14 protein-coding genes are annotated in these 18,476 nt (G+C 70.7%); 9 read left to right on the forward strand and 5 right to left on the reverse strand.

What is annotated here, in order from left to right; all coding sequences use genetic code 11:
• The first annotated feature begins 500 nt into the window (after positions 1 to 500).
• Complete coding sequence (locus tag DRV85_RS16175; RefSeq protein WP_113290519.1) at positions 501 to 3,158, forward strand: cation-translocating P-type ATPase; 2,658 nt, start codon at positions 501 to 503, stop codon at positions 3,156 to 3,158.
• A 61-nt stretch (positions 3,159 to 3,219) separates the two neighbouring features.
• On the opposite strand, the gene DRV85_RS16180 is transcribed toward DRV85_RS16175, so the two are convergent.
• Complete coding sequence (locus DRV85_RS16180; protein ID WP_158540184.1) at positions 3,220 to 4,437, reverse strand: aminomethyl transferase family protein; 1,218 nt, start codon at positions 4,435 to 4,437, stop codon at positions 3,220 to 3,222.
• A 401-nt stretch (positions 4,438 to 4,838) separates the two neighbouring features.
• Here DRV85_RS16180 and DRV85_RS16185 point away from each other — a divergent pair, with 401 nt between their 5' ends.
• The 6 genes from DRV85_RS16185 to DRV85_RS16210 all read left to right on the forward strand — a co-directional run bounded on the left by DRV85_RS16185 (position 4,839) and on the right by DRV85_RS16210 (position 12,558).
• Complete coding sequence (locus DRV85_RS16185) at positions 4,839 to 6,239, forward strand: selenium-binding protein SBP56-related protein (protein WP_113290521.1); 1,401 nt, start codon at positions 4,839 to 4,841, stop codon at positions 6,237 to 6,239.
• Between the two features lie 12 nt (positions 6,240 to 6,251).
• Positions 6,252 to 6,902: a hypothetical protein gene (locus tag DRV85_RS16190; RefSeq protein WP_113290522.1), complete on the forward strand. Its 651-nt coding sequence runs from the start codon at positions 6,252 to 6,254 to the stop codon at positions 6,900 to 6,902.
• A gap of 218 nt (positions 6,903 to 7,120) precedes the next feature.
• Entirely contained in the window at positions 7,121 to 7,777 is a 657-nt protein-coding gene (locus tag DRV85_RS16195; protein WP_113290523.1) for an ABC transporter ATP-binding protein, read from the forward strand.
• Positions 7,774 to 10,173 (forward strand): ABC transporter permease, encoded by a 2,400-nt coding sequence (locus DRV85_RS16200; protein ID WP_113290524.1) that lies wholly within the window; start codon positions 7,774 to 7,776, stop codon positions 10,171 to 10,173. The genes DRV85_RS16195 and DRV85_RS16200 overlap by 4 nt, the downstream gene beginning before the upstream one ends.
• Positions 10,163 to 11,209 carry a lipocalin-like domain-containing protein gene (locus DRV85_RS16205; RefSeq protein WP_113290525.1) on the forward strand — a complete coding sequence of 349 codons (1,047 nt, stop codon included), beginning with the start codon at positions 10,163 to 10,165 and terminating at the stop codon, positions 11,207 to 11,209. Before DRV85_RS16200 ends, DRV85_RS16205 begins: the two co-directional genes overlap by 11 nt.
• A 251-nt stretch (positions 11,210 to 11,460) precedes the next feature.
• Entirely contained in the window at positions 11,461 to 12,558 is a 1,098-nt protein-coding gene (locus DRV85_RS16210; RefSeq protein WP_233495560.1) for a glycosyltransferase family 10 domain-containing protein, read from the forward strand.
• Between the two features lie 25 nt (positions 12,559 to 12,583).
• Here the strand turns inward: DRV85_RS16210 and DRV85_RS16215 are convergent, their stop codons facing one another.
• Positions 12,584 to 13,273, reverse strand: a complete 690-nt coding sequence (locus tag DRV85_RS16215) for a GntR family transcriptional regulator (protein ID WP_113290526.1) — start codon at positions 13,271 to 13,273, stop codon at positions 12,584 to 12,586.
• Positions 13,274 to 13,415: 142 nt separating this feature from the next.
• Here DRV85_RS16215 and DRV85_RS16220 point away from each other — a divergent pair, with 142 nt between their 5' ends.
• A complete protein-coding gene (locus tag DRV85_RS16220) occupies positions 13,416 to 14,555 on the forward strand; it encodes a glycosyltransferase family 4 protein (RefSeq protein WP_113290527.1) in 1,140 nt (379 codons plus the stop codon).
• Positions 14,556 to 14,639: 84 nt separating this feature from the next.
• Here DRV85_RS16220 and DRV85_RS16225 read toward each other — a convergent pair whose 3' ends face one another.
• The 3 genes from DRV85_RS16225 to DRV85_RS16235 all read right to left on the reverse strand — a co-directional run bounded on the left by DRV85_RS16225 (position 14,640) and on the right by DRV85_RS16235 (position 17,075).
• On the reverse strand, positions 14,640 to 15,290 hold the full coding sequence (locus DRV85_RS16225) for an SDR family NAD(P)-dependent oxidoreductase (protein ID WP_113290528.1): 651 nt from the start codon (positions 15,288 to 15,290) through the stop codon (positions 14,640 to 14,642).
• A gap of 1 nt (position 15,291) precedes the next feature.
• Entirely contained in the window at positions 15,292 to 15,744 is a 453-nt protein-coding gene (locus DRV85_RS16230; RefSeq protein ID WP_113290564.1) for a DUF1178 family protein, read from the reverse strand.
• A gap of 83 nt (positions 15,745 to 15,827) precedes the next feature.
• Complete coding sequence (locus tag DRV85_RS16235) at positions 15,828 to 17,075, reverse strand: 3-deoxy-D-manno-octulosonic acid transferase (protein WP_113290529.1); 1,248 nt, start codon at positions 17,073 to 17,075, stop codon at positions 15,828 to 15,830.
• A 105-nt stretch (positions 17,076 to 17,180) separates the two neighbouring features.
• On the opposite strand from DRV85_RS16235, the gene DRV85_RS16240 reads away from it, so the two are divergent.
• Complete coding sequence (locus DRV85_RS16240) at positions 17,181 to 18,419, forward strand: aspartate kinase (protein WP_113290530.1); 1,239 nt, start codon at positions 17,181 to 17,183, stop codon at positions 18,417 to 18,419.
• The last annotated feature ends 57 nt before the right edge of the window (positions 18,420 to 18,476 follow it).

Consider the following 18,476-nt stretch of genomic DNA (forward strand, 5'->3'; position numbering starts at 1 on the left):
CCTCGCGAGACCTGGACGATCGCCGCGGGCAAGCTTCGGGATCGAACGCCGCCTCGCGCAGAGGCCCGGGCGCCTCGTGGGAACAGCGGTGGCGCGCAGTCTCGCGATGGCGGTGATCCGCGCGCCGACCAGACCCGCAGGACGAGGGTATCGCCCGCCCTTCCCCGGAGACGACGTCGCCTTTCGGACAAGTTGGCTATCGCGGTCCTTGGACAGATCGAGCCCAATGATGGCCCCCTCCCCGCATTCGGGCTGCCGGTGCGTCCCGGATCCGCGCGGCCGACGGCGGTCGCTCCGACCGTCATGGCGCGGACCCCGCCTTCGACGACGTTGCATCTGGGCTCCAGCTTGCTCAGCATCGGCGTCGGCAGACAGCGATCGCGATCCGGGCGCCCGCGCCTCGAACCGGCCACGCGGCGCCGGCGAGGAGGCAGGCAGCCTCGAGACCGGCCGGCGCCGGGGCGGCGGTCATGCGAAGATAGAAGGGAAAGCGAAGCCCGATGGAACGGCCTCACGCGCAAACCTGCGAAGAGGTCTGCAGCACGCTGCAGGTCGACCCGGCGCGCGGCCTGTCGCAGGGCGCGGCGGCGAAGCGACTGCGCGAGTCGGGGCCGAACCGCCTTGCCCGCGCGCGCCGCGCCCCGGCATGGCGCATCCTCGTCGACCAGTTCCGGAACCTTATTGTGGGCGTGCTGCTGCTCGCCGCGATGCTCTCCGGCGTGGTCGGCGAGATGGTTCAGGCGGCCGCGATCCTCGTCGCCCTGGCGATCAATGTCGGGATCGGCTTCTACACCGAACTTTCGGCGACCCGCTCGATCGAGGCCCTGCGCCGGCTGGAAGAGGACGTCGCGCGCGTGCGGCGTGACGGAACCGAGCGCAGCCTCGCGGCCGAGAAGCTGGTCCCGGGCGACGTCGTGCTCTTGCAGGCGGGCGAGATCGTTCCCGCGGACCTGCGGATCTGCGAATCTTCTTCACTGCGCATCGACGAGTCTGCGCTCACGGGAGAATCGGTGCCCGTCGGCAAGACCGCCGAGCCCGTGGACGCCGACGCCGATCTGGCAGACCGCGCCAACCTCGCGTTCCGGGGCACCTCCGTCAGCCACGGTGCAGGCGCGGGCGTCGTCGTGGCGACCGGCATGAAAACCGAACTCGGGCGCATCGCCGAGCTCGCCGAGAGCGCGGAGAGCGCCCAGACGCCCCTGCAGAAGCAGCTCGACGCGCTCAGCCGCCGGCTGCTCGTCGTCATCGCCGGCGTCGCCGCGCTCGTGGCCGCGACCGGCGCGATCGCGGGGCGCGATCTGCTGCTGATGGCCGAGACCGGCATCGCGCTCGTCGTCGCGGCGGTGCCGGAGGGCCTGCCGATCGTTGCCAGCATCGCGCTCGCGCGGGGCATGTGGCGGCTGGCCGACCGGCAGGCACTGATCGAGAAGCTGTCGGCCGTCGAGACGCTGGGCGCGACGAACGTGATCTGCGCCGACAAGACCGGCACGCTCACCCGCAACCGTATGACGCTCGACCGCCTTGCGCTCGACGGCGGCGACGTCGCGCTCGACGCGCGGGACGAGGCCCCCGGTGGCGCGCTGCGCGCGGCGCTCGAGGTGGGCGCGCTCTGCACCTCGGCGGAACTGGAAAGGGACGCCCGGGACGAACCGCGCGGCACCGGCGATCCCATGGAACTGGCCTTGCTGGTCGCTGCGCGGCGCGCGGGGTGCGACCGGGCCGATCTGCTGGACCGCCGCCCAGAGCTGCGCCGCGAGGAGTTCGATCCCGAGACCCGGATGATGGCCACCTTCCACCGCGCCGACGACGCCGTGCTGGTGGCCGTCAAGGGCGCCCCCGAGGCCGTCATCGACCGCTGCACGCATGTCATGGACGCGGAGGGGAAACGCGTCGCTCTGGATGAGGACGGACGCGCGGACTGGCACGCGCGGACGGACGCGATGGCAGGCAAGGGGCTGCGCGCCCTGGCGCTGGCGCGAAGGACCGCGGATGATTCAGATGTCGAGCCCTACGAGAACCTGACGCTGATCGGCCTCGCCGGCCTGCTCGACCCGCCCCGGCCGGAGGTGCGGGAGGCCGTCAGAGCCTGCCGCGACGCCGGCATTCGCGTCGTCATGGTGACCGGAGATCAGCCCGAAACCGCCCGCGCCATCGCGGGCGAGGTGGGCATCCTGGACGACCCCGAAGCCGCCGAGGTGCGCCTTGGGTCGGACATGGCGCCGCCGGAAGAGATGACCGACGAGGCGCTGGCCACCCTGCGCGAAACCCCGGTCTTCGCCCGGTTCGATCCTGCGCAGAAGCTCGCGCTGATCGAGGTCTATCAGGACGCAGGCTACGTCGTCGCGATGACCGGAGACGGCGTGAACGATGCCCCCGCGCTCAAGAAGGCCGATATCGGCATCGCGATGGGACAGCGCGGGACGGAAGTCGCGCGCGAGGCGGCCGACATGGTGCTGCGCGACGACTCCTTCGCCTCGATCGAGGCGGCCGTGCGCGAGGGGCGCACGATCTTCGGCAACATCCGCAAGTTCGTGCTCTACATGCTGTCGGGGAACGCCGGCGAGATCCTGGCCGTGTCACTGGTCGCGCTGCTCAACGCGCCCCTGCCGCTGCTGCCGCTGCAGATCCTCTACATCAATATCGTCTCGGATGTCTTTCCGGCGCTGGCGCTCGGCGTGGGCGAGAGCCGCGCGAACGTCATGCAGCGCCCGCCGCGAGATCCGTCGGAACCGATCCTGACCCGCAGGCTGTGGGGCGCAATCGGCGGCTACGGGCTGCTCATCGGCGGCTCGGTGCTGGCCGTCTTCTGGGCCGCCTTCCAGCTCGGCCTGACCCGGGAAGAGGCGGTGACCGTGTCCTTCCTCGCCTTCGGCTTCGCCCGGCTCTGGCATGTTCTCAACATGCGCGACCCCGACACGCGCCTTTTCGACAACGAGGTGCTGAGCAACCGCTATGTCTGGGCAGCCGTGGGGCTCGGCATCGCGCTGATGCTGGCGACGATCTACGTGCCGGTCATGCGCACGGTCCTCGAAACGGCCGTCCCCGGGCCCCAGGGCTGGCTCCTGATCGCCGCGGGAAGTCTCGCGCCGCTCTTCGTGGGCCAACTGCTCAAGACCCGGATCGCGCGCAGGGCGCTCGGCTCCGCCCCGCTCGGTTGAAGCCCCCGTGACACGGCGCAGCGCGGGGCCCCTGCCCCGGTCCGGGCGGACAGCGAACCGACTAGTGCGTTTCCCCTGCCTCCGAAATCGCCGGGATGTCCACTACCAGCCCCCGCGGGATCTTCCGCTCCCGGTCGTACATGGGCAGATCGCAGGTCTCGGCCGGACGCGTCCGGCCGTCCCGGCAGGCCACCTCGAGGCGGGTTTCCGGCCCGATGTCGGGATCGTGGAGCCGCACGATCGCCACGCCGCATCTCTGGTAGGGCGACCACGCGGCGGAGCAGATACGACCGGCCGGAACACCATCGTGGTGCAGGCTGTCGCCGAGCCGGGGCACGCCGCCGGGCACGCGCAGGCCCCATGTGCGGCGCCGCCGATCGGCCTTCTCGAGAGCTGCCTTCCCGATGAACTCGGGCTTCTCGAGGCTTACCATTGCGCCCAGACCCGCGGCGAAGGGCGTCACCGACGCGTCGAAGTCGGAGCCGGCGTTGAGCAACCCCGCCTCGATGCGGCGGGCGCCGCCGATCGCGACCGGCCTCAGACCGCAGGGCCGCCCGGCCTCGAGAAGGCGCTCGCCCACCGCCTGCGCGTCCGTCTCCGGCTCGAGATAGACCTCCCAGCCCAGCTCGTTGGTGAAGCCGGAACGGGTCACCACGACCTCCTGCCCAGCGATCCGCACGCGCGCCGCGTCGAAGTAGCGGAACGGCTCGGGATAGGCGTCGTCCACGGCGGCTTCCAGGATCCTGAGCGAGTCCGGTCCCTGCACCTGGCTGATCCAGACGTGCGGGTCGAAGACCTCGACATCCATGCCGCGGGCATGCGCGATCAGCCAGTCCGTGAGGTCGCCGTCCGCCTGCCCGTACCAGAAGCGATCCTCGGCGAGGCGAACGAGGACGCCGTCGAGGATCATGCCGCCGTCCTCGTAGCAGGCGATCTGGTAGCTGCAGCGGCCCACCCGGGTCTTCGCGACGTCGCGGGTAAACACGAAGTTCAGCAGCTTCTCCGCGTCCGGACCGCGGATCTCGATCGGCAACTCGCCCGTGTGGCGCAGGATGGCGTGACGGCGAAGCTGCCAGTAGGCGTCGTCTGCCGAAAAGCCGGCCATCGACATCGCGGTCAGCCGGCGATTGTAGATCGTGTAGAGCGGATCGTAGGGCAGTTCCTGATACGCGAGCGGATGCGGCGCCATGGTGCGCGAGAACTCGCTGCCGCCGGCATCCTCGCGGTCCATCGGCATCACGGCGAAGCGCAGCTCGTGCTGCAACGCTGACATGGTCATCCCAGGCCTCCCCCGATGAACGTCGCGGCGGCGACGCGGTCGCATCGACATGCACGCGCGCCCCGACCCGGCCTCTGCTCCAGATGGGTCGGGCTCGCCGCCCCTTTCCCCTCACAATACCCCGGGCACCGAGGAGTTCCGTCCCACTTGCGACCGGGGCGCCCGCGGCTACGACATGCGCGCGGCGACACGCTTCGCCCAAGCCGCCTCGCAGAGCTTCCCCGCAGGCTTGGACCCGGCGCAGAGCCGAGAACCCGACCGGTTTTCGGACCAGCTCGGACAGGCCCGCGGGCGCGCCCTGGCAGCGCTCAAATCATTTGCGCTTACCCGGCGTCACGTGACACGCTGACGCAAGGGCGCAGAGGAAAAAGAGGGGCGCCTTTTCCAGGGAGGATTTTACCATGAACCTTAGGCCGGATCCGACATTCCACGCGACACCGCGACTTGCCATGGAGGCGCCCGCGGAGACGCTCGCCTTCACCCTCATGCTCAGCCCGGACGGAACGCAGCCCGATGGGCTGGCCGTGATCGACGTGGATCCCACGTCGAAGTCCTACGGCCAGATCGTCCATCAGGTCATCATGCCGAACAAGGGCGACGAGTTTCACCATTTCGGCTGGAACGCCTGCTCCTCCGCACTCTCGCCGCTCACGGGCCACGCCTTTCTGGAGCGGCGCTATCTGATCATCCCGGGCATCCGGTCCTCGCGGATCTACGTGATCGACGTGAAGGAGCCGCTGAAGGCGAAGATCCACAAGATCATCGAGCCCGAGGAGGTCTTCGCCAAGACCGGCTACTCCCGCCCCCACACGATCCATTGCGGGCCGGAAGGCATCTACGTGAGCACGCTGGGCGGCGGCGGGCCGGATGGCACCGACGGCCCGCCGGGGATCTTCATCATGGATTGCGAGACCTTCGAGATCCTCGGTCGCTACGAGATGGACCGCGGCAAGCAGGAGAAGCATTACGACTTCTGGTGGAACCTGCCGCGCGATTACATGGTCAGCTCCGAATGGGGCCTGCCGCCGCAGTTCGAGAACGGGCTGGTGCCCGAGGATCTGCTCTCGAACAAATACGGCCATTCGATCCATTTCTGGAACCTGCGCGAGCGGCGCAACGTCCAGACCATCGACCTCGGCGAGAACCACCAGATGGCGCTGGAGATTCGCCCCGCCCACGACCCGGCCAAGGACTACGGCTTCTGCGGCGTGGTGGTGGACACGACGAACCTGCAGGGCGCGATCTTCACCTGGTGGCGCAAGCCGGACGGCACCTTCGACGCGAAGAAGACCATCACCATCGATCCGCAACCGGCCTCGGCCGACGATCTGCCCGACCTGCTCAAGGGCTTCGAGGCGGTGCCGCCGCTGGTGACCGACATCGACCTCAGCCTCGACGACCGGTTCCTCTACGTCTCCTGCTGGGGCACGGGCGAGATGCACCAGTATGACGTTTCCGACCCGATGAACCCGAAGCTGGCGGGCAAGGTCGAGATCGGCGGTATCGTGAAGAAGACGCCGCACCCCAACGGCAAGCCTTTCGGTTACGGCCCGCAGATGGTCGAGATCAGCCGTGACGGCAAGCGCGTCTACTGGACCAACTCGCTCTATTCGACTTGGGACGACCAGTTCTATCCGGGCGACCGGGGGGCCGCGATGGTCATGGCGCACGCCGGCGAGAACGGCGGTCTGGAGCTGGCCGAGGATTTCTGGGTGGAGTTTCCCGAGGGCTATCGCACCCACCAGATCCGCCTCGAGGGCGGCGACTGCTCGACCGACAGCTTCTGTTACCCCTCCGTCTGACGGGTGGAGGGCATGACCACGGCGGCGGCCCTTTGGTGGGCCGTCGTCGCCTCCGGCATCTATCACGGCGTGAACCCCGGCATGGGCTGGCCGCTGGCGGTGTCGGCGGCGCTCATGGACCGGGGACAGGGGCGCCTGATCAAGGCGCTCGTCGCGCTGGCCGCGGGCCACCTGATCGCCATGGCGGCGATCCTCTTTCCCTTCTCGGCGCTCTTGGTGCTCGCCCAATGGCAGCGCGAGATCCAGATCGGCGCCTCGCTGCTGGTGATCGCGCTGGGCCTCTACCTGCTGGTCAACCGGCGTCATCCCCGCTTCCTCGCCCGCGTGCCGCCCTCGCGGCTGGCGCTCTGGTCGTTCCTCGCCGCGATGGCGCATGGCGCCGGGCTGATGCTGGTGCCGATCTACCTCGGGATCTGCCGCACGGTAGAGACCGACGCGGGCCATGCCGCCGCCGACACGCTCATGGGCGGCAACGCCGCCGTCGCGGCCTCCGTCGCGGTGGTCCATACGCTCGCGATGTCGCTTTCGGGCGGCGCGATCGCCGCGGGCGTCTACGCCTGGCTGGGGCTGAAGTTCCTCTCGCGCAGCTGGTTCAACCTCGATCTCGTCTGGGCGCTGAGCCTGGTCCTCGTCGGCGGTCTGTCGCTCTGGGCCGTTTTCTGACCGGGCCCCGCGCGGGCATTCGGCAGGCGCGCGAACCCTCTTGGGGTCCGCCCGCCCCAAGGGCGCCGGCGCTGCCGCGTGCTCCCTCCCGCGCCAACGGCCGGATCTCGCGGAAGTCGACCCCGGACCGCCGCGGCGCAGCGGCCTGGGCGCGACATCCCAACGTCATGGCTTTCCATCCGCGTGGCGTGGCATAGCTTGCCGGCCAGGGAGGCGGCATGCTGCTCGAGATCGAAAGACTCACCAAGTCGTTCGCCGGACCGGAAGGTCCGGTCGAGGTGCTGCGCGGCGTCGAGCTCGCGCTCGACGCAGGACGCACGCTCGCGCTGACGGGCGAGTCCGGGTCGGGCAAGAGCACGCTTCTGCACCTCGTGGGCGGGCTCGACACCGCCGACGGCGGCAGCATCCGCATCGACGGGCAGGAGGTGACAGCGCTCGACGACGCGGGCCGCGCGGCCCTGCGGCGCGGCACGGTGGGCATCGTCTTTCAGCAGTTCAACCTCATCCCCTCGCTGACCGTGTCGGCGAACATCGCCTTTCAGGCCCGCCTCGCCGGGCGTCACGATCCCGATCGCGCGGCGCGTCTGGCCGCGGCGCTGGGTCTGACGGACCAGCTGGAGAAATACCCGGAGCAGCTTTCGGGCGGGCAGCAGCAGCGGGTGGCCATCGCGCGCACGCTCGCCGCGCGACCGCGGCTGGTGCTCGCGGACGAGCCCACCGGCAACCTCGACGAGGCAACCTCCGGCGCGGTGCTGGACCAGATGCTCGAGCTGGTGAGCGAGACCGGCGCCGCGCTGCTGATGGTGACGCATTCGCAATCGCTGGCCGCGCGGATGGAGCGGCGATTGCACCTGCGCCGCGGGCGGCTGGAATGACGGCGGCGGCCCTCTCGGCGCTCTGGTCCTACTGGCGGCGCAATCCGATCCAGCTCTTCACGCTGGTCGCGGGGCTCGCGCTGGCCACCGCGCTGTGGTCGGGGGTGCAGGCGCTCAACGCGCAGGCGCGGGCAAGTTACGACGCGGCGGCCGCGGTGCTGGGCGAGGGCCGGTTCGACCAGCTCGTGCCGCGCGTCGGAGAGACGATCCCGCAGGAGACATGGCTCGCGCTGCGGCGGGCGGGCTGGCAGGCCGGGCCGGTGCTGGAGGGAAGCTTGCGCGCAGGCCAGAGCCGCGTGCGGCTTGTGGGAATCGACCCGCTTACCGCGCCGGGCAGCGCCGGGCCGGTCACGCAGGCCGGCGAGGCGCCCTTGCAGGCCTTCCTTTCCGACGACGTGATCTTCGCCCACCCCGAGATCGCCGAGGCGCTGGCGGCGACCCTGCCGCAGACCGTCGTCGAGGATCCCGGATTGGCGCCCGGCACGGCGCTCACCGACATCGGCGTGGCGCAGCGCGTGCTGGACCGCCCGGGCGAGCTGAGCCGGCTGATCCTGGAGGAGACGCAGCCGCGTGGCCGCCCGCCGCTCGACCGCGTCGCGCCGGGGCTGGTGGAGCGTCCCTCGCAGCAGACCTCCGATATCGGCCAGCTCACCGACAGCTTCCACCTCAATCTGACCGCCTTCGGCCTGCTCAGCTTCGCGGTCGGCATCTTCATCGTGCACGGGGCGATCGGCCTTGCCTTCGAGCAGCGGCGCGCGATGCTGCGCACGCTGCGGACCCTCGGTCTGCCGCTGCGGCGCCTGATGGTGCTGATGGGGCTGGAACTCGCGGCGATCGCGCTCGTGGCCGGGACCATCGGCGTCGCGCTGGGCTACGTGCTGGCCGCGAGCCTGCTGCCCGACGTGGCCGCGACCCTCGAAGGGCTCTACGGGGCGCAGGTTTCGGGCGCCTTGCGGCTGCATCCGGCCTGGTGGCTCTCGGGCCTGGGCATCGCGCTTCTTGGGACGGCGCTGGCCGCATCGGGCGCGTTCTGGCGCATCGCGCGCATGCCGGTGCTGGCCAGCGGCGGCGCGCGGGCCTGGGCGGTGGCGGCGGGGCGCCGACGCGGGGTGCAGGCGGCGGCGGCCCTGCTGCTGATGCTGGCCGCCCCTGCGCTCCTGGCGGTGGGCGAGGGGCTGATCCTCGGCTTCGCGAGCCTCGCCTGCCTGCTCATCGGCGCGGCGCTTCTTCTGCCCTCCCTGCTCGACCTGGCGCTCGCGGCCGGCGAGCGTCTGGCGCGGGGCGTGCGGCCGGCCTGGTTCTGGGCCGACACGCGCCAGCAACTGCCGGGCCTCAGCCTCGCGCTGATGGCGCTCCTGCTGGCGATGGCGGCGAACGTCGGGGTCTCGACCATGGTGTCGAGCTTCCGCCTGACCTTCGAGGGGTTCCTCGACCAGCGGCTGACGGCGGAGCTTTACGCCAGCACGGACGGGTCCGCGCAGGCCGCCGCGCTCCAGGACCTGGCGGCGGCGCGCGGCGCCAAGGTCCTGCCCATCCTGTCGATCGAGTCGCGGCTTGCCGACCGCCAGGTGGAGATCCGCGGCCTGCGGGTCGGGCCGAGCTACACGGAGACCTGGGCCTTTCTCGCGCGCGATGGCGATGTCTGGGATCGCGTGGCCGCGGGCGAGGCCGTGATCGTCAACGAGCAGCTCGCCCGGCGGGCGGACCTCTGGCCGGGCGATCGCCTGACGCTCGCGCCGGACCACAGGCTGCCGATCGCGGGCGTCGTCGGCGACTACGGCAACCCGAACGGTCAGGTCGTCACCGGCGAAGACCTGTTCCGCGATCTGTTCCCGGAGGTGCGGGCCACGCGCTTCGGGCTGCGCAGCGACGATCCCGAGCAGCTGAGGCAGGCCCTCGTCGGGGACGCGGGGCTCGATCCGGGGCAGATCGTCGATCAGTCCTCGCTCAAGTCCTTCTCGATGGGGGTTTTCGAGCGCACCTTCACCGTGACGGCGGCGCTCAACGTGCTGACCCTCGCGGTGGCCGGCTTCGCCATTCTGATGAGCCTGCTGACGCTGGCGGGCATGCGCGTGCCGCAGCTGGCTCCGGCCTGGGCGCTGGGGCTGACGCGGGGCGAGCTGGGGCGGCTGGAGCTCATGCGCGCGGGCGTGCTGGCCGCGCTCACGCTGGTCGCCGCGCTGCCGCTGGGACTCGCGCTCGCATGGATGCTGCTGGCGGTGATCAACGTCGAGGCCTTCGGCTGGCGGCTGCCCATGTTCCTTTTTCCCGATGATTACGCGAGGCTGGGCGCGCTCGCACTCGCCGCGGCGGTGGCGGCCGCGGTCTGGCCCGCGCTGCGCCTGGCGCGCACGCCGCCCTCGGCGCTTCTGAAGGTGTTCGCCAATGAGGCTTGAGATCCTGCCGCTCCTTGTGCTGCTCGCCGTGCCCCTGCCGGCCGCGGGGCAGGGCTTCGCCGGCATGGGCACGGAGGCCCAGGGCTTCGCCATGCCGAAGCCGGACCCGTCCTTCACCTTTCCCGCCGACCACGGCGCACACCCCGACTACCGCATCGAATGGTGGTATCTCACGGCCAATCTGGAAGGGCCGGACGGCACGCCCTACGGGCTGCAATGGACGCTCTTCCGCTCCGCCCTCGCCCCCGGCGAGGCGGAAGGGTGGGAGAGCCCGCAGATCTGGTTCGCCCATGCCGCCGTCACCACGCCCAAGGCGCATTACAGCGCCGAACGCTTCGCCCGCGGCGGGATCGGGCAGGCGGGTGTGATCGCCGACCCCTTCGCCGCCTGGATCGACGACTGGCGCATGGCGGGCGAGAGCCTCGACAACCTCGCGCTCAGGGCCTCGGGGGAGTCCTTCGCCTACACGATGGAGCTTCGGGCCGAGGGGCCGCTCGTCTTCCACGGCGAGGGGGGCTATTCGGTCAAATCGGCGCAGGGACAGGCCAGTTACTACTATTCCCAACCCTTCTACCGCATCGCAGGCGCGCTCACCCTGCCGGAGGGCGAGGTCGAGGTGAGCGGGTCGGCCTGGCTCGACCGCGAATGGTCCTCGCAGCCGCTGGCGGAGAACCAGACCGGCTGGGACTGGTTCTCGCTGACCTTCGACGGCGGCGCGAAGCTCATGGCCTTCCAGTTGCGCCAGACCGACGGCGGCACGTTCGAGTCGGGCACCTGGATCGCGCCGGACGGCGCCACACGCGCCCTGGGCGACGACGCGCTGGCCGCCACCCCGCTGGCGACGACCGAGGTCGCCGGCCGCGCGGTGCCGACGCGCTGGCGCCTCGAAGTCCCCGACCGGCATCTCGACGTGACGGTCGAGGCGATCAATCCCGCCGCCTGGATGGACACCAGCGTGCCCTACTGGGAGGGGCCCGTGCGGGTCCGCGGCAGCCATGAGGGACGCGGCTATCTGGAGATGACCGGATACGAATAGGACCGGCGCCCTGTGCGGCGTTCATACGACGGTGCCTCTGGCGGGTCTCCTTCCGTCCGATCGGCGGACGGCACGCCCGACCGACCCGGCCCTCCGCCGCCCGCTCAGCGACGACCGCGAGGAGGGCCGCGGATGATCAAGCCCATGGATCGCAGCGGAGACATCCCTTAACACTGGGCCGGCTCCTTCGCCGTCGGCAGCACCCGTCTGACGGGGAAGACAGCGCAGATGTTCCACCGGAGGCGTGAAGGTTGACGGCCGCATCGCAAAGCATCCCCGTTACCCAAGACGGAAACCGCACAGCTCCCCTGCGGGTCTTCCCCTACGGCGACTACCAGCACCGCCAGCCGCTGGCCTATGTCCCCATTCGCCGGGCCTGCGCCGGCAGGATCGAGATCACCGAGCGCATGGAACAGGCTCAGGTCGTGGTGATCGCGCATGTGAAAGACCTCAAGGCCCACGGGGAAAAGCTGCGGCGAAGCCTTCATCCCGACCAGACCCTTGTCCTGCTCTCCGAAGAGCCCTTCTGGGACACGGCCTGGGGCGGCGTGCCGGGGTCCGCCACCCTAACCCGGGAGACACCCGACGGGCCGATCACCGCCCGGCAACTCAATCACCAGACCTCGCGGGTCTTCGAATTCAAGGCCATTCCCTACTTTCCGCTGACCGATCGCAGCTTCTTCAACAGATACGCCCTGCGGTTCACCCGTAACGCCCGCCTCGATGCCGAGGCGTGGAGGACGGTCTTCGCGCGGCGGCGCGACATCGTCTTCATGGCCACCAGGCGCGAGAGCGAGAAGTACGATGTCGCCTGGCCGATGCACGAGATCTACGGGCTTTCGGCGCTGCGAACCCGCATCGCCATGGCCTGTGAGGATGAACGGGTGCGGCGGATCGGGCTGCGCTGGAACGAGGAACCACCGCGCCAGGATCTGCCGGACTGGCATCTCGACAAGCTGTTGCAGCTCGAGGACAACTGTCGCGTGCTCTCGGCGATCGAGAACACCCATCAACGAAACTATCTGACCGAGAAGCTCTTCGACGCCTTCGCCATCGGCGCGATCCCTCTCTATGTGGCGGCGCCGTCGCACCGCGTGCATGAAGTCGTCCCGGACGGAGGATGGATCAACCTGTTCGGCCTCGAACCGGAGACCGCAGCGCAGCGGATCCTCGACTTCGAGCCCGATGCAGCCTTCTGCGAGGCCTATGCGAAGACGCAACGCCGGTTGGCCCGTCTTTTTGGCTCGGTCGGAACCTTGCGGCGGGAATACGAGCGCCTGGCCTCGGACCTCGAAGCGAGTCTGCGCGCCGCGGCCAATCACCCCCAGGGCACCTCGACCGCCGCATGAGGCGACCCGAGGGCGGGCCGCCGCTTCAGTAGCGCGTCGTCATGCGGTGGCCGGGGGGGAAGGTCATGCGCACATAGGTCACGGGCTGTCCCTCGAACCAGGTGCTGCGCTCCATCCGGAACAGCGCGTCGCCCGGCGGGCAGCCAAGATGCGCGGCGAGCGCCTCGGTGGCCGCGGTCGCGGTGAAGCTGAGTTCGGCGTCGGTGAAGGGGATGGTCGCCACCAGCCATTCGTTCGGACCGACCCGGGTGAAGTCCGCCCTGCGCGCCTGCGGCAGCGTGTCGAGGCTGATCCAGCGTTCCTCGTGCTGATAGGGCGCGCCGTTCGCGTAGTGCATCGCGACGAGGTGGAGCACCGGGGCGGCGGCGGCGAGTCCCATGCGCGCGCGCAGCCAGTCGGGGGCGGCGATCTCGGCGCGGCGCACCAGCGCATAGCGATAGGCCGCCCCCTGATCCTCGATCTCGCGCCGCACCAGGGGGATGTCGAAACGCGCCTGCCGCACCGGCGCGCGGCGCACGCGCGTGCCCGACTTGCGCTTGCGTTCGAGCAGGCCCTCCTCGGCCAGCTCCCGCAGGGCGCGGTTCACGGTGGCGCGGGCACAGGCATAGGCGCGGGCGAGGTCCGCCTCCGTCGGCAGCAACGCGCCGGGCGCCCAGTCGCCCCGCGCGATGCGGGCGCGGACATCGGCCTTGATCTCGCGAAAACTGGCGGACATCGGCCGGGCGGCTCCTCCGGTGACAGCGCAATGTTGCGCAGACATAACCGGGATACATCTGCATGTGAACCGTGCTCCGCCGCGCCTTGCGCGCCCCTGCCCCGATTGCTACGGGAACGCGGTCAACAGCGGGGGCCGGGCCATGCGCGCCTGCATCGCCACGAGCGAGTACCACCTGGGCGGCGAAACCTTCATCAATCGCCACATCGCGGAGCTTTTCGGGGGACAGACCGTGGTGGTCTGCGGCCGCTTCAACGGCGCGAACCCCTACGAGAAGCCCGTCTTCGCGCGGCGCGGGCGCCGGCTGCATCCGTCCGATGCCGTGGTCGCGCCTTACTGGCTTCTGCGCAACCGCTTGGTGCACGCCACCTCGCGGCTGCCCTTCGGCAGCGCGAAGCGCGATCTCGCGGCTTTTCTCCGCGCGCATGACGTTCGGGTGATCCTGGCCGAGTTCGGCACGCAGGCGCTGGCCGTCGCGCCGCTGGGGCAGGAGCTGGATCTGCCCGTCTTCACCTATTTCCGCGGCACGGACGCCTCCAAGGCGCTCGGCGACCGGCGCATCGTCGAAGCCTACCGCAGGATGATGCCGCGCCTCGCGGGGGTCTTCGCGGTCTCGCAATTCCTGCTCGACAATCTCGCGCGGCACGGCGTGACCCACCCCGCCGCGCGGGTGATCCCGAGCGGCGTGGACGTCCGCCGCTTCAAACCGGGCGAGAAGCGGCCGTTGTCCTGCCTGGCGGTGGGCCGCTTCGTCGAGAAGAAGGCGCCGGATACGACGCTGCGCGCCTTCGCCGAGGCGACGCGCGACCTGCCGGAGGCCCGGCTCGACTTCGTGGGCGACGGTCCGCTGCTGGCGCGCTGCCGCGCGGCGGCGGACGAGCTCGGCGTGGCCGATCGCGTCGCCTTCCTGGGCGCGCAGCCGCACGAACGGGTCCGCGACCTGCTGGCGGGCGCGCAGTTCTTCCTTCAGCATTCGGTGACCGACCGACAGGGCAACACCGAGGGCCTGCCGACCGCGATCCAGGAGGCGATGGCGGCCGGTTGCGTCGTCGTCTCCACGCGCCACGCGGGCATTCCCGAGGCGGTGGTCGAGGGCGAGACGGGCTATCTGGTGGAGGAGCACGACGCGGCCGGCTTCGCCGACGCGATCCGCGCGGCGCTCACGCAGGCCGACCCGGGCGCGATGGGAGAGACCGCCCGCGCGCGGGCCGAGGCGCGCTTCGACAACGCCAGGCTGCTGGCGGAACTCGAAGCCGCGCTTCTTGCGGCAATGAGGCGCTGAACCCGGCGGCCGGCAAAACCGTCCACATCAACGGCAAGCGGCAAGTGTATCACCAGACCGCTTTTTTCCGGCTATCCACACGAGTCAGAAGGGATGCTCGCGCCCGTCCCACGTCTCGAAGCGGCCCGAACTCGCGAGGTCCAGCGCCTCCAGGCGATCGGCAAGGCCGGCCGCCGCCTCGTCCGGCGTGAGCGAGGCGCGCGCGCCGCCCATGTCGGTCTGCACCCAGCCGGGGTGGTAGATGCCCACGGCGATGCCCAGGGCCGCCAAATCCGCGGCGAGGTTGCGGCCGAGATTGACAGCCGCCGCCTTGGAGGCACGGTAGATGTAGCTGCCGCCGGCCGCGCGCTCGCTCGAACCCATCTGGCTCGAGATCACGGCGATCCGCGGCCGCCCGGCCATCTGAAGATTGGGCAGCAGCGTCTGCACGGTAAGAAAGACGCCGGTGACATTGGTCGCGAAGGTCTCTGCCCACATAGCGGGCGGGTATCCGTCGGCGAGGTTCTGCCCCTTGTCCGGGTAGATCCCGGCATTGCAGACCAGCAGATCGACCGGCCGCGAATCGAGCGCGGCGGCGAGCGCGCGGAAGTCCTCGGGCCGCGTCACGTCGAGCCGCAGGTGATCGCCGCTGCGGGCCGTGCCGGTGAGATCCCAGCCGCGCGCGGCGAGCGTCGCGGCCAGCGCGGCGCCGATCCCGCGGCTCGCGCCGGTGACCACGGCGTGCGGGGCGGACATCTCAGTTGCTCTTGCGCTCGGGATCGAACGGCAGCGGCGCGACCGGCACACCCTCTTCGGCCAGCTCGCGCGCCTCTTCCGGGCGGGCCTGACCGTGGATCGGGCGCTGCGGCGCCTCGCCGGCATGGATCGCGCGCGCCTCGGTCACGAAACTGTTCCCGACGTTCTCGGAATGCTTTTCCACGAAGGCGCGAAGGTGGCGCAGGGCCTGTTCGGCCGGATGCGCGGGCGCCGACAGCGGACGCTCGGCGGGGGGCGTCGGCGTGGCGCCTTGCGGCGCCGTCTCGCGCCCGCCGGAGACATGCGGCGCCATCAGATCCTTTTGCACCGACGCGCCGCCGCAGACGGCGCAGGCGATCATGCCCGCGCTCTCGAGCTTCTCGAAGGCTCCGGCCGACTGGAACCAGCTTTCGAAACGGTGGCCCTCGGCGCATTTCAAGGCGTATCGGATCATGAACAGGCCCTGCTCGATCACACGCCGACTTAGCATAAGGCATTGACAGGCGTGCGCAACTCTTGCCGAGCGCCCTCGCCGCGCTAGGGCCCGTCACGTCCTTGGGGCAAGCGCGCACGCAACGCGTCGAGCAGCCCTTCGAGGCCGCCTTCGGGACGCAGCGCCGCGGCCGCGGCCGCACCGGCGCGCGCTTGCGCGTCTTCGGTCGCGAGCGCACCCAGCGCCTCTGCCAGGTCCCCGGCCGACTCCACGCGCTTCGCCGCGCCGGCGGCCGCGAGGCGGCCGTAGGCGGCGCGAAAATTGGCCACGTCCGGGCCATGGATCAGGGCACAACCGAAGGCCGCAGGCTCGTAAGGCGTGTGCCCGCCGCGCCGCGTGATGGACCCACCCACGAAGACGCGGCCCGCCAGCGCATACCAGAGCGGCATCTCGCCCAGGGTGTCGGCGAGCAGCACCTCGGTCTCCGTCGCCCCGTCGCTGCGGCGTGAATGATCGAGCCCCGCGTCCGCGAGCAGCCGCGCCACGGCCTCGGCGCGGGATGGATGGCGCGGGGCGAGGATCAGCCGCAGCCCGGGCTCGGCGCTTCGGGCGGCCAGATGCGCGGCGATCGCCACCTCCTCCTCGCCTTCGTGGGTCGAGGCGGCGAGCCAGGTGCGCGCGCGCGGAAAGGCGGCGCCGAGCGCGGGCTCCGGCGCGACGGCGGGCGGCGTGTAGAGCGCCTTGAGCTCGAGGACCGGCCCGAGGCGCTCCGGCTCCAGGCCCAGTGCGATGAGCCGTGCGCCGCTGTCGGCATCCTGCGGCGACACATGATCGACGCGGGCCAGGACGCTGCGGGCGAGCCCCGGCACGCGGCCCCAGGCCCGCGCGCTGCGCGCCGAAAGACGCGCGCCCACGACCGCCACCGGCACGCCGCGCGCAGCGCAGGCCGCGAGGCGGTTGGGCCAGAGCTCGGATTCGAGCGTCAGATGCAGCCGAACGTCCCACCGCCGGATCAGCCGCGCCGCAGCCCAGCGCAGGTCGAGCGGCGCGAGCATCGCCGGCAGCCCCCAGGCGTCGGCGAGATCGCGGCCCGTGACGCTGTTTGTCGTCACCAGCCAGCCGAGGTCGGGCCGCTCCGCGCGCAGCGCCTCGATCACCGGACGCGCCGAGGCGAGCTCGCCGTTCGAGGCGGCGTGCAGCCAGATCGTCGGGCGGCGGACGGCCGGTCCGCGCCCCAGTCCCAGCCGCTGGGACAAGGCTGTTCCGGTCTCCCGGCCGCGCAGGCGGCGCAGCGCGAAGCGCAGGCCCAGCGGCACGGCCAGCACCGAAATCAGAAGGCGGTAGAGCAGCATCGCTCCTGCCTAGCCGTGGCCCCGGCGTCGCACAAGCGCCCCCCTTGCGCGACGCGCGCCGCTTGCCTAAAGGCAAGCGACTCCCGCGCCCCGAGGCAGGCCCGCATGTCCGTGCTCGTGATGAAATTCGGCGGCACCTCCGTCGCCACGCTCGACCGCATCCGCCGCGCCGCCAAGCGCGTCGGGCGCGAGGTCGCCAACGGGCATGACGTGATCGTCATCGTCTCGGCCATGGCCGGGCGGACCAACGAGCTCGTGGGCTGGGTCAACGAAACCTCGCCCTTCTACGACGCGCGCGAATACGACGCGGTCGTCAGCTCCGGCGAGAACGTCACCGCGGGTCTCATGGCGCTCACGCTGCAGGAGATGGATATCCCTGCCCGCAGCTGGCAGGGCTGGCAGGTGCCGGTGCGCACCACCTCGGCCCACGGCGCGGCCCGGATCGAGGAGATCCCGCCCGACAACATCCGCCGCAAGTTCGGCGAGGGCATGAAGGTGGCCGTGGTCGCGGGCTTTCAGGGCGTGAGCCCCGAGGGGCGGATCACGACGCTTGGCCGGGGCGGCAGCGACACCACCGCGGTCGCCTTCGCCGCCGCCTTCGACGCCGTGCGCTGCGACATCTACACCGACGTGGACGGTGTCTACACCACCGACCCGCGCGTGTCGGAAAAGGCGCGCAAGCTCGACCGCATCGCCTTCGAGGAGATGCTGGAACTGGCCTCGCTCGGCGCCAAGGTGCTGCAGACCCGTTCGGTCGAGCTGGCGATGCGCTACAATGTGAAGCTGAGGGTGCTCTCGAGCTTCGGCGAACAGGACGACGCGGCCGGCACGCTGGTCTGCGACGAGGAGGAAATCATGGAATCGAGACCCGTCTCCGGCGTCGCCTTCTCGCGCGACGAGGCGCAGATGACCCTGATCTCGGTGGCCGACCGGCCGGGCATCGCCGCGGCGATCTTCGGGCCGCTCTCCGAAGCGGGCGTCAATGTCGACATGATCGTGCAGAACATCTCGGACGAGGGCCGCACCGACATGACCTTCTCGCTGCCGACCGACCAGGTCAAGCGCGCCGAGAAGGCGCTCCTCGAGGCGCGCGCGGCCGGCGAGATCAATTTCCGCGATCTCGTCTCGGACATGAGCGTGGCCAAGGTTTCGGTCGTGGGCATCGGGATGCGCAGCCAGTCGGGCGTGGCCGCGCGGATGTTCCGCGTGCTGGCCGAGGAGGGAATCAATATCAAGGTGATTACCACCTCCGAGATAAAGATCTCCGTGCTCATCGACCGCAAGTACATGGAGCTCGCCGTGCAGGCCCTGCACGACGCCTTCGAGCTCGAGAAATCGGGTTGAGCGGGCGCCCGCGCGCAATAGTCGTTTCATTCCCCCCCGCGGTTGTGCTCTAACGTC

The sequence above is a fragment of the Rhodosalinus halophilus genome (genome assembly GCF_003298775.1).
GTDB classification, from domain to species: domain Bacteria; phylum Pseudomonadota; class Alphaproteobacteria; order Rhodobacterales; family Rhodobacteraceae; genus Rhodosalinus; species Rhodosalinus halophilus.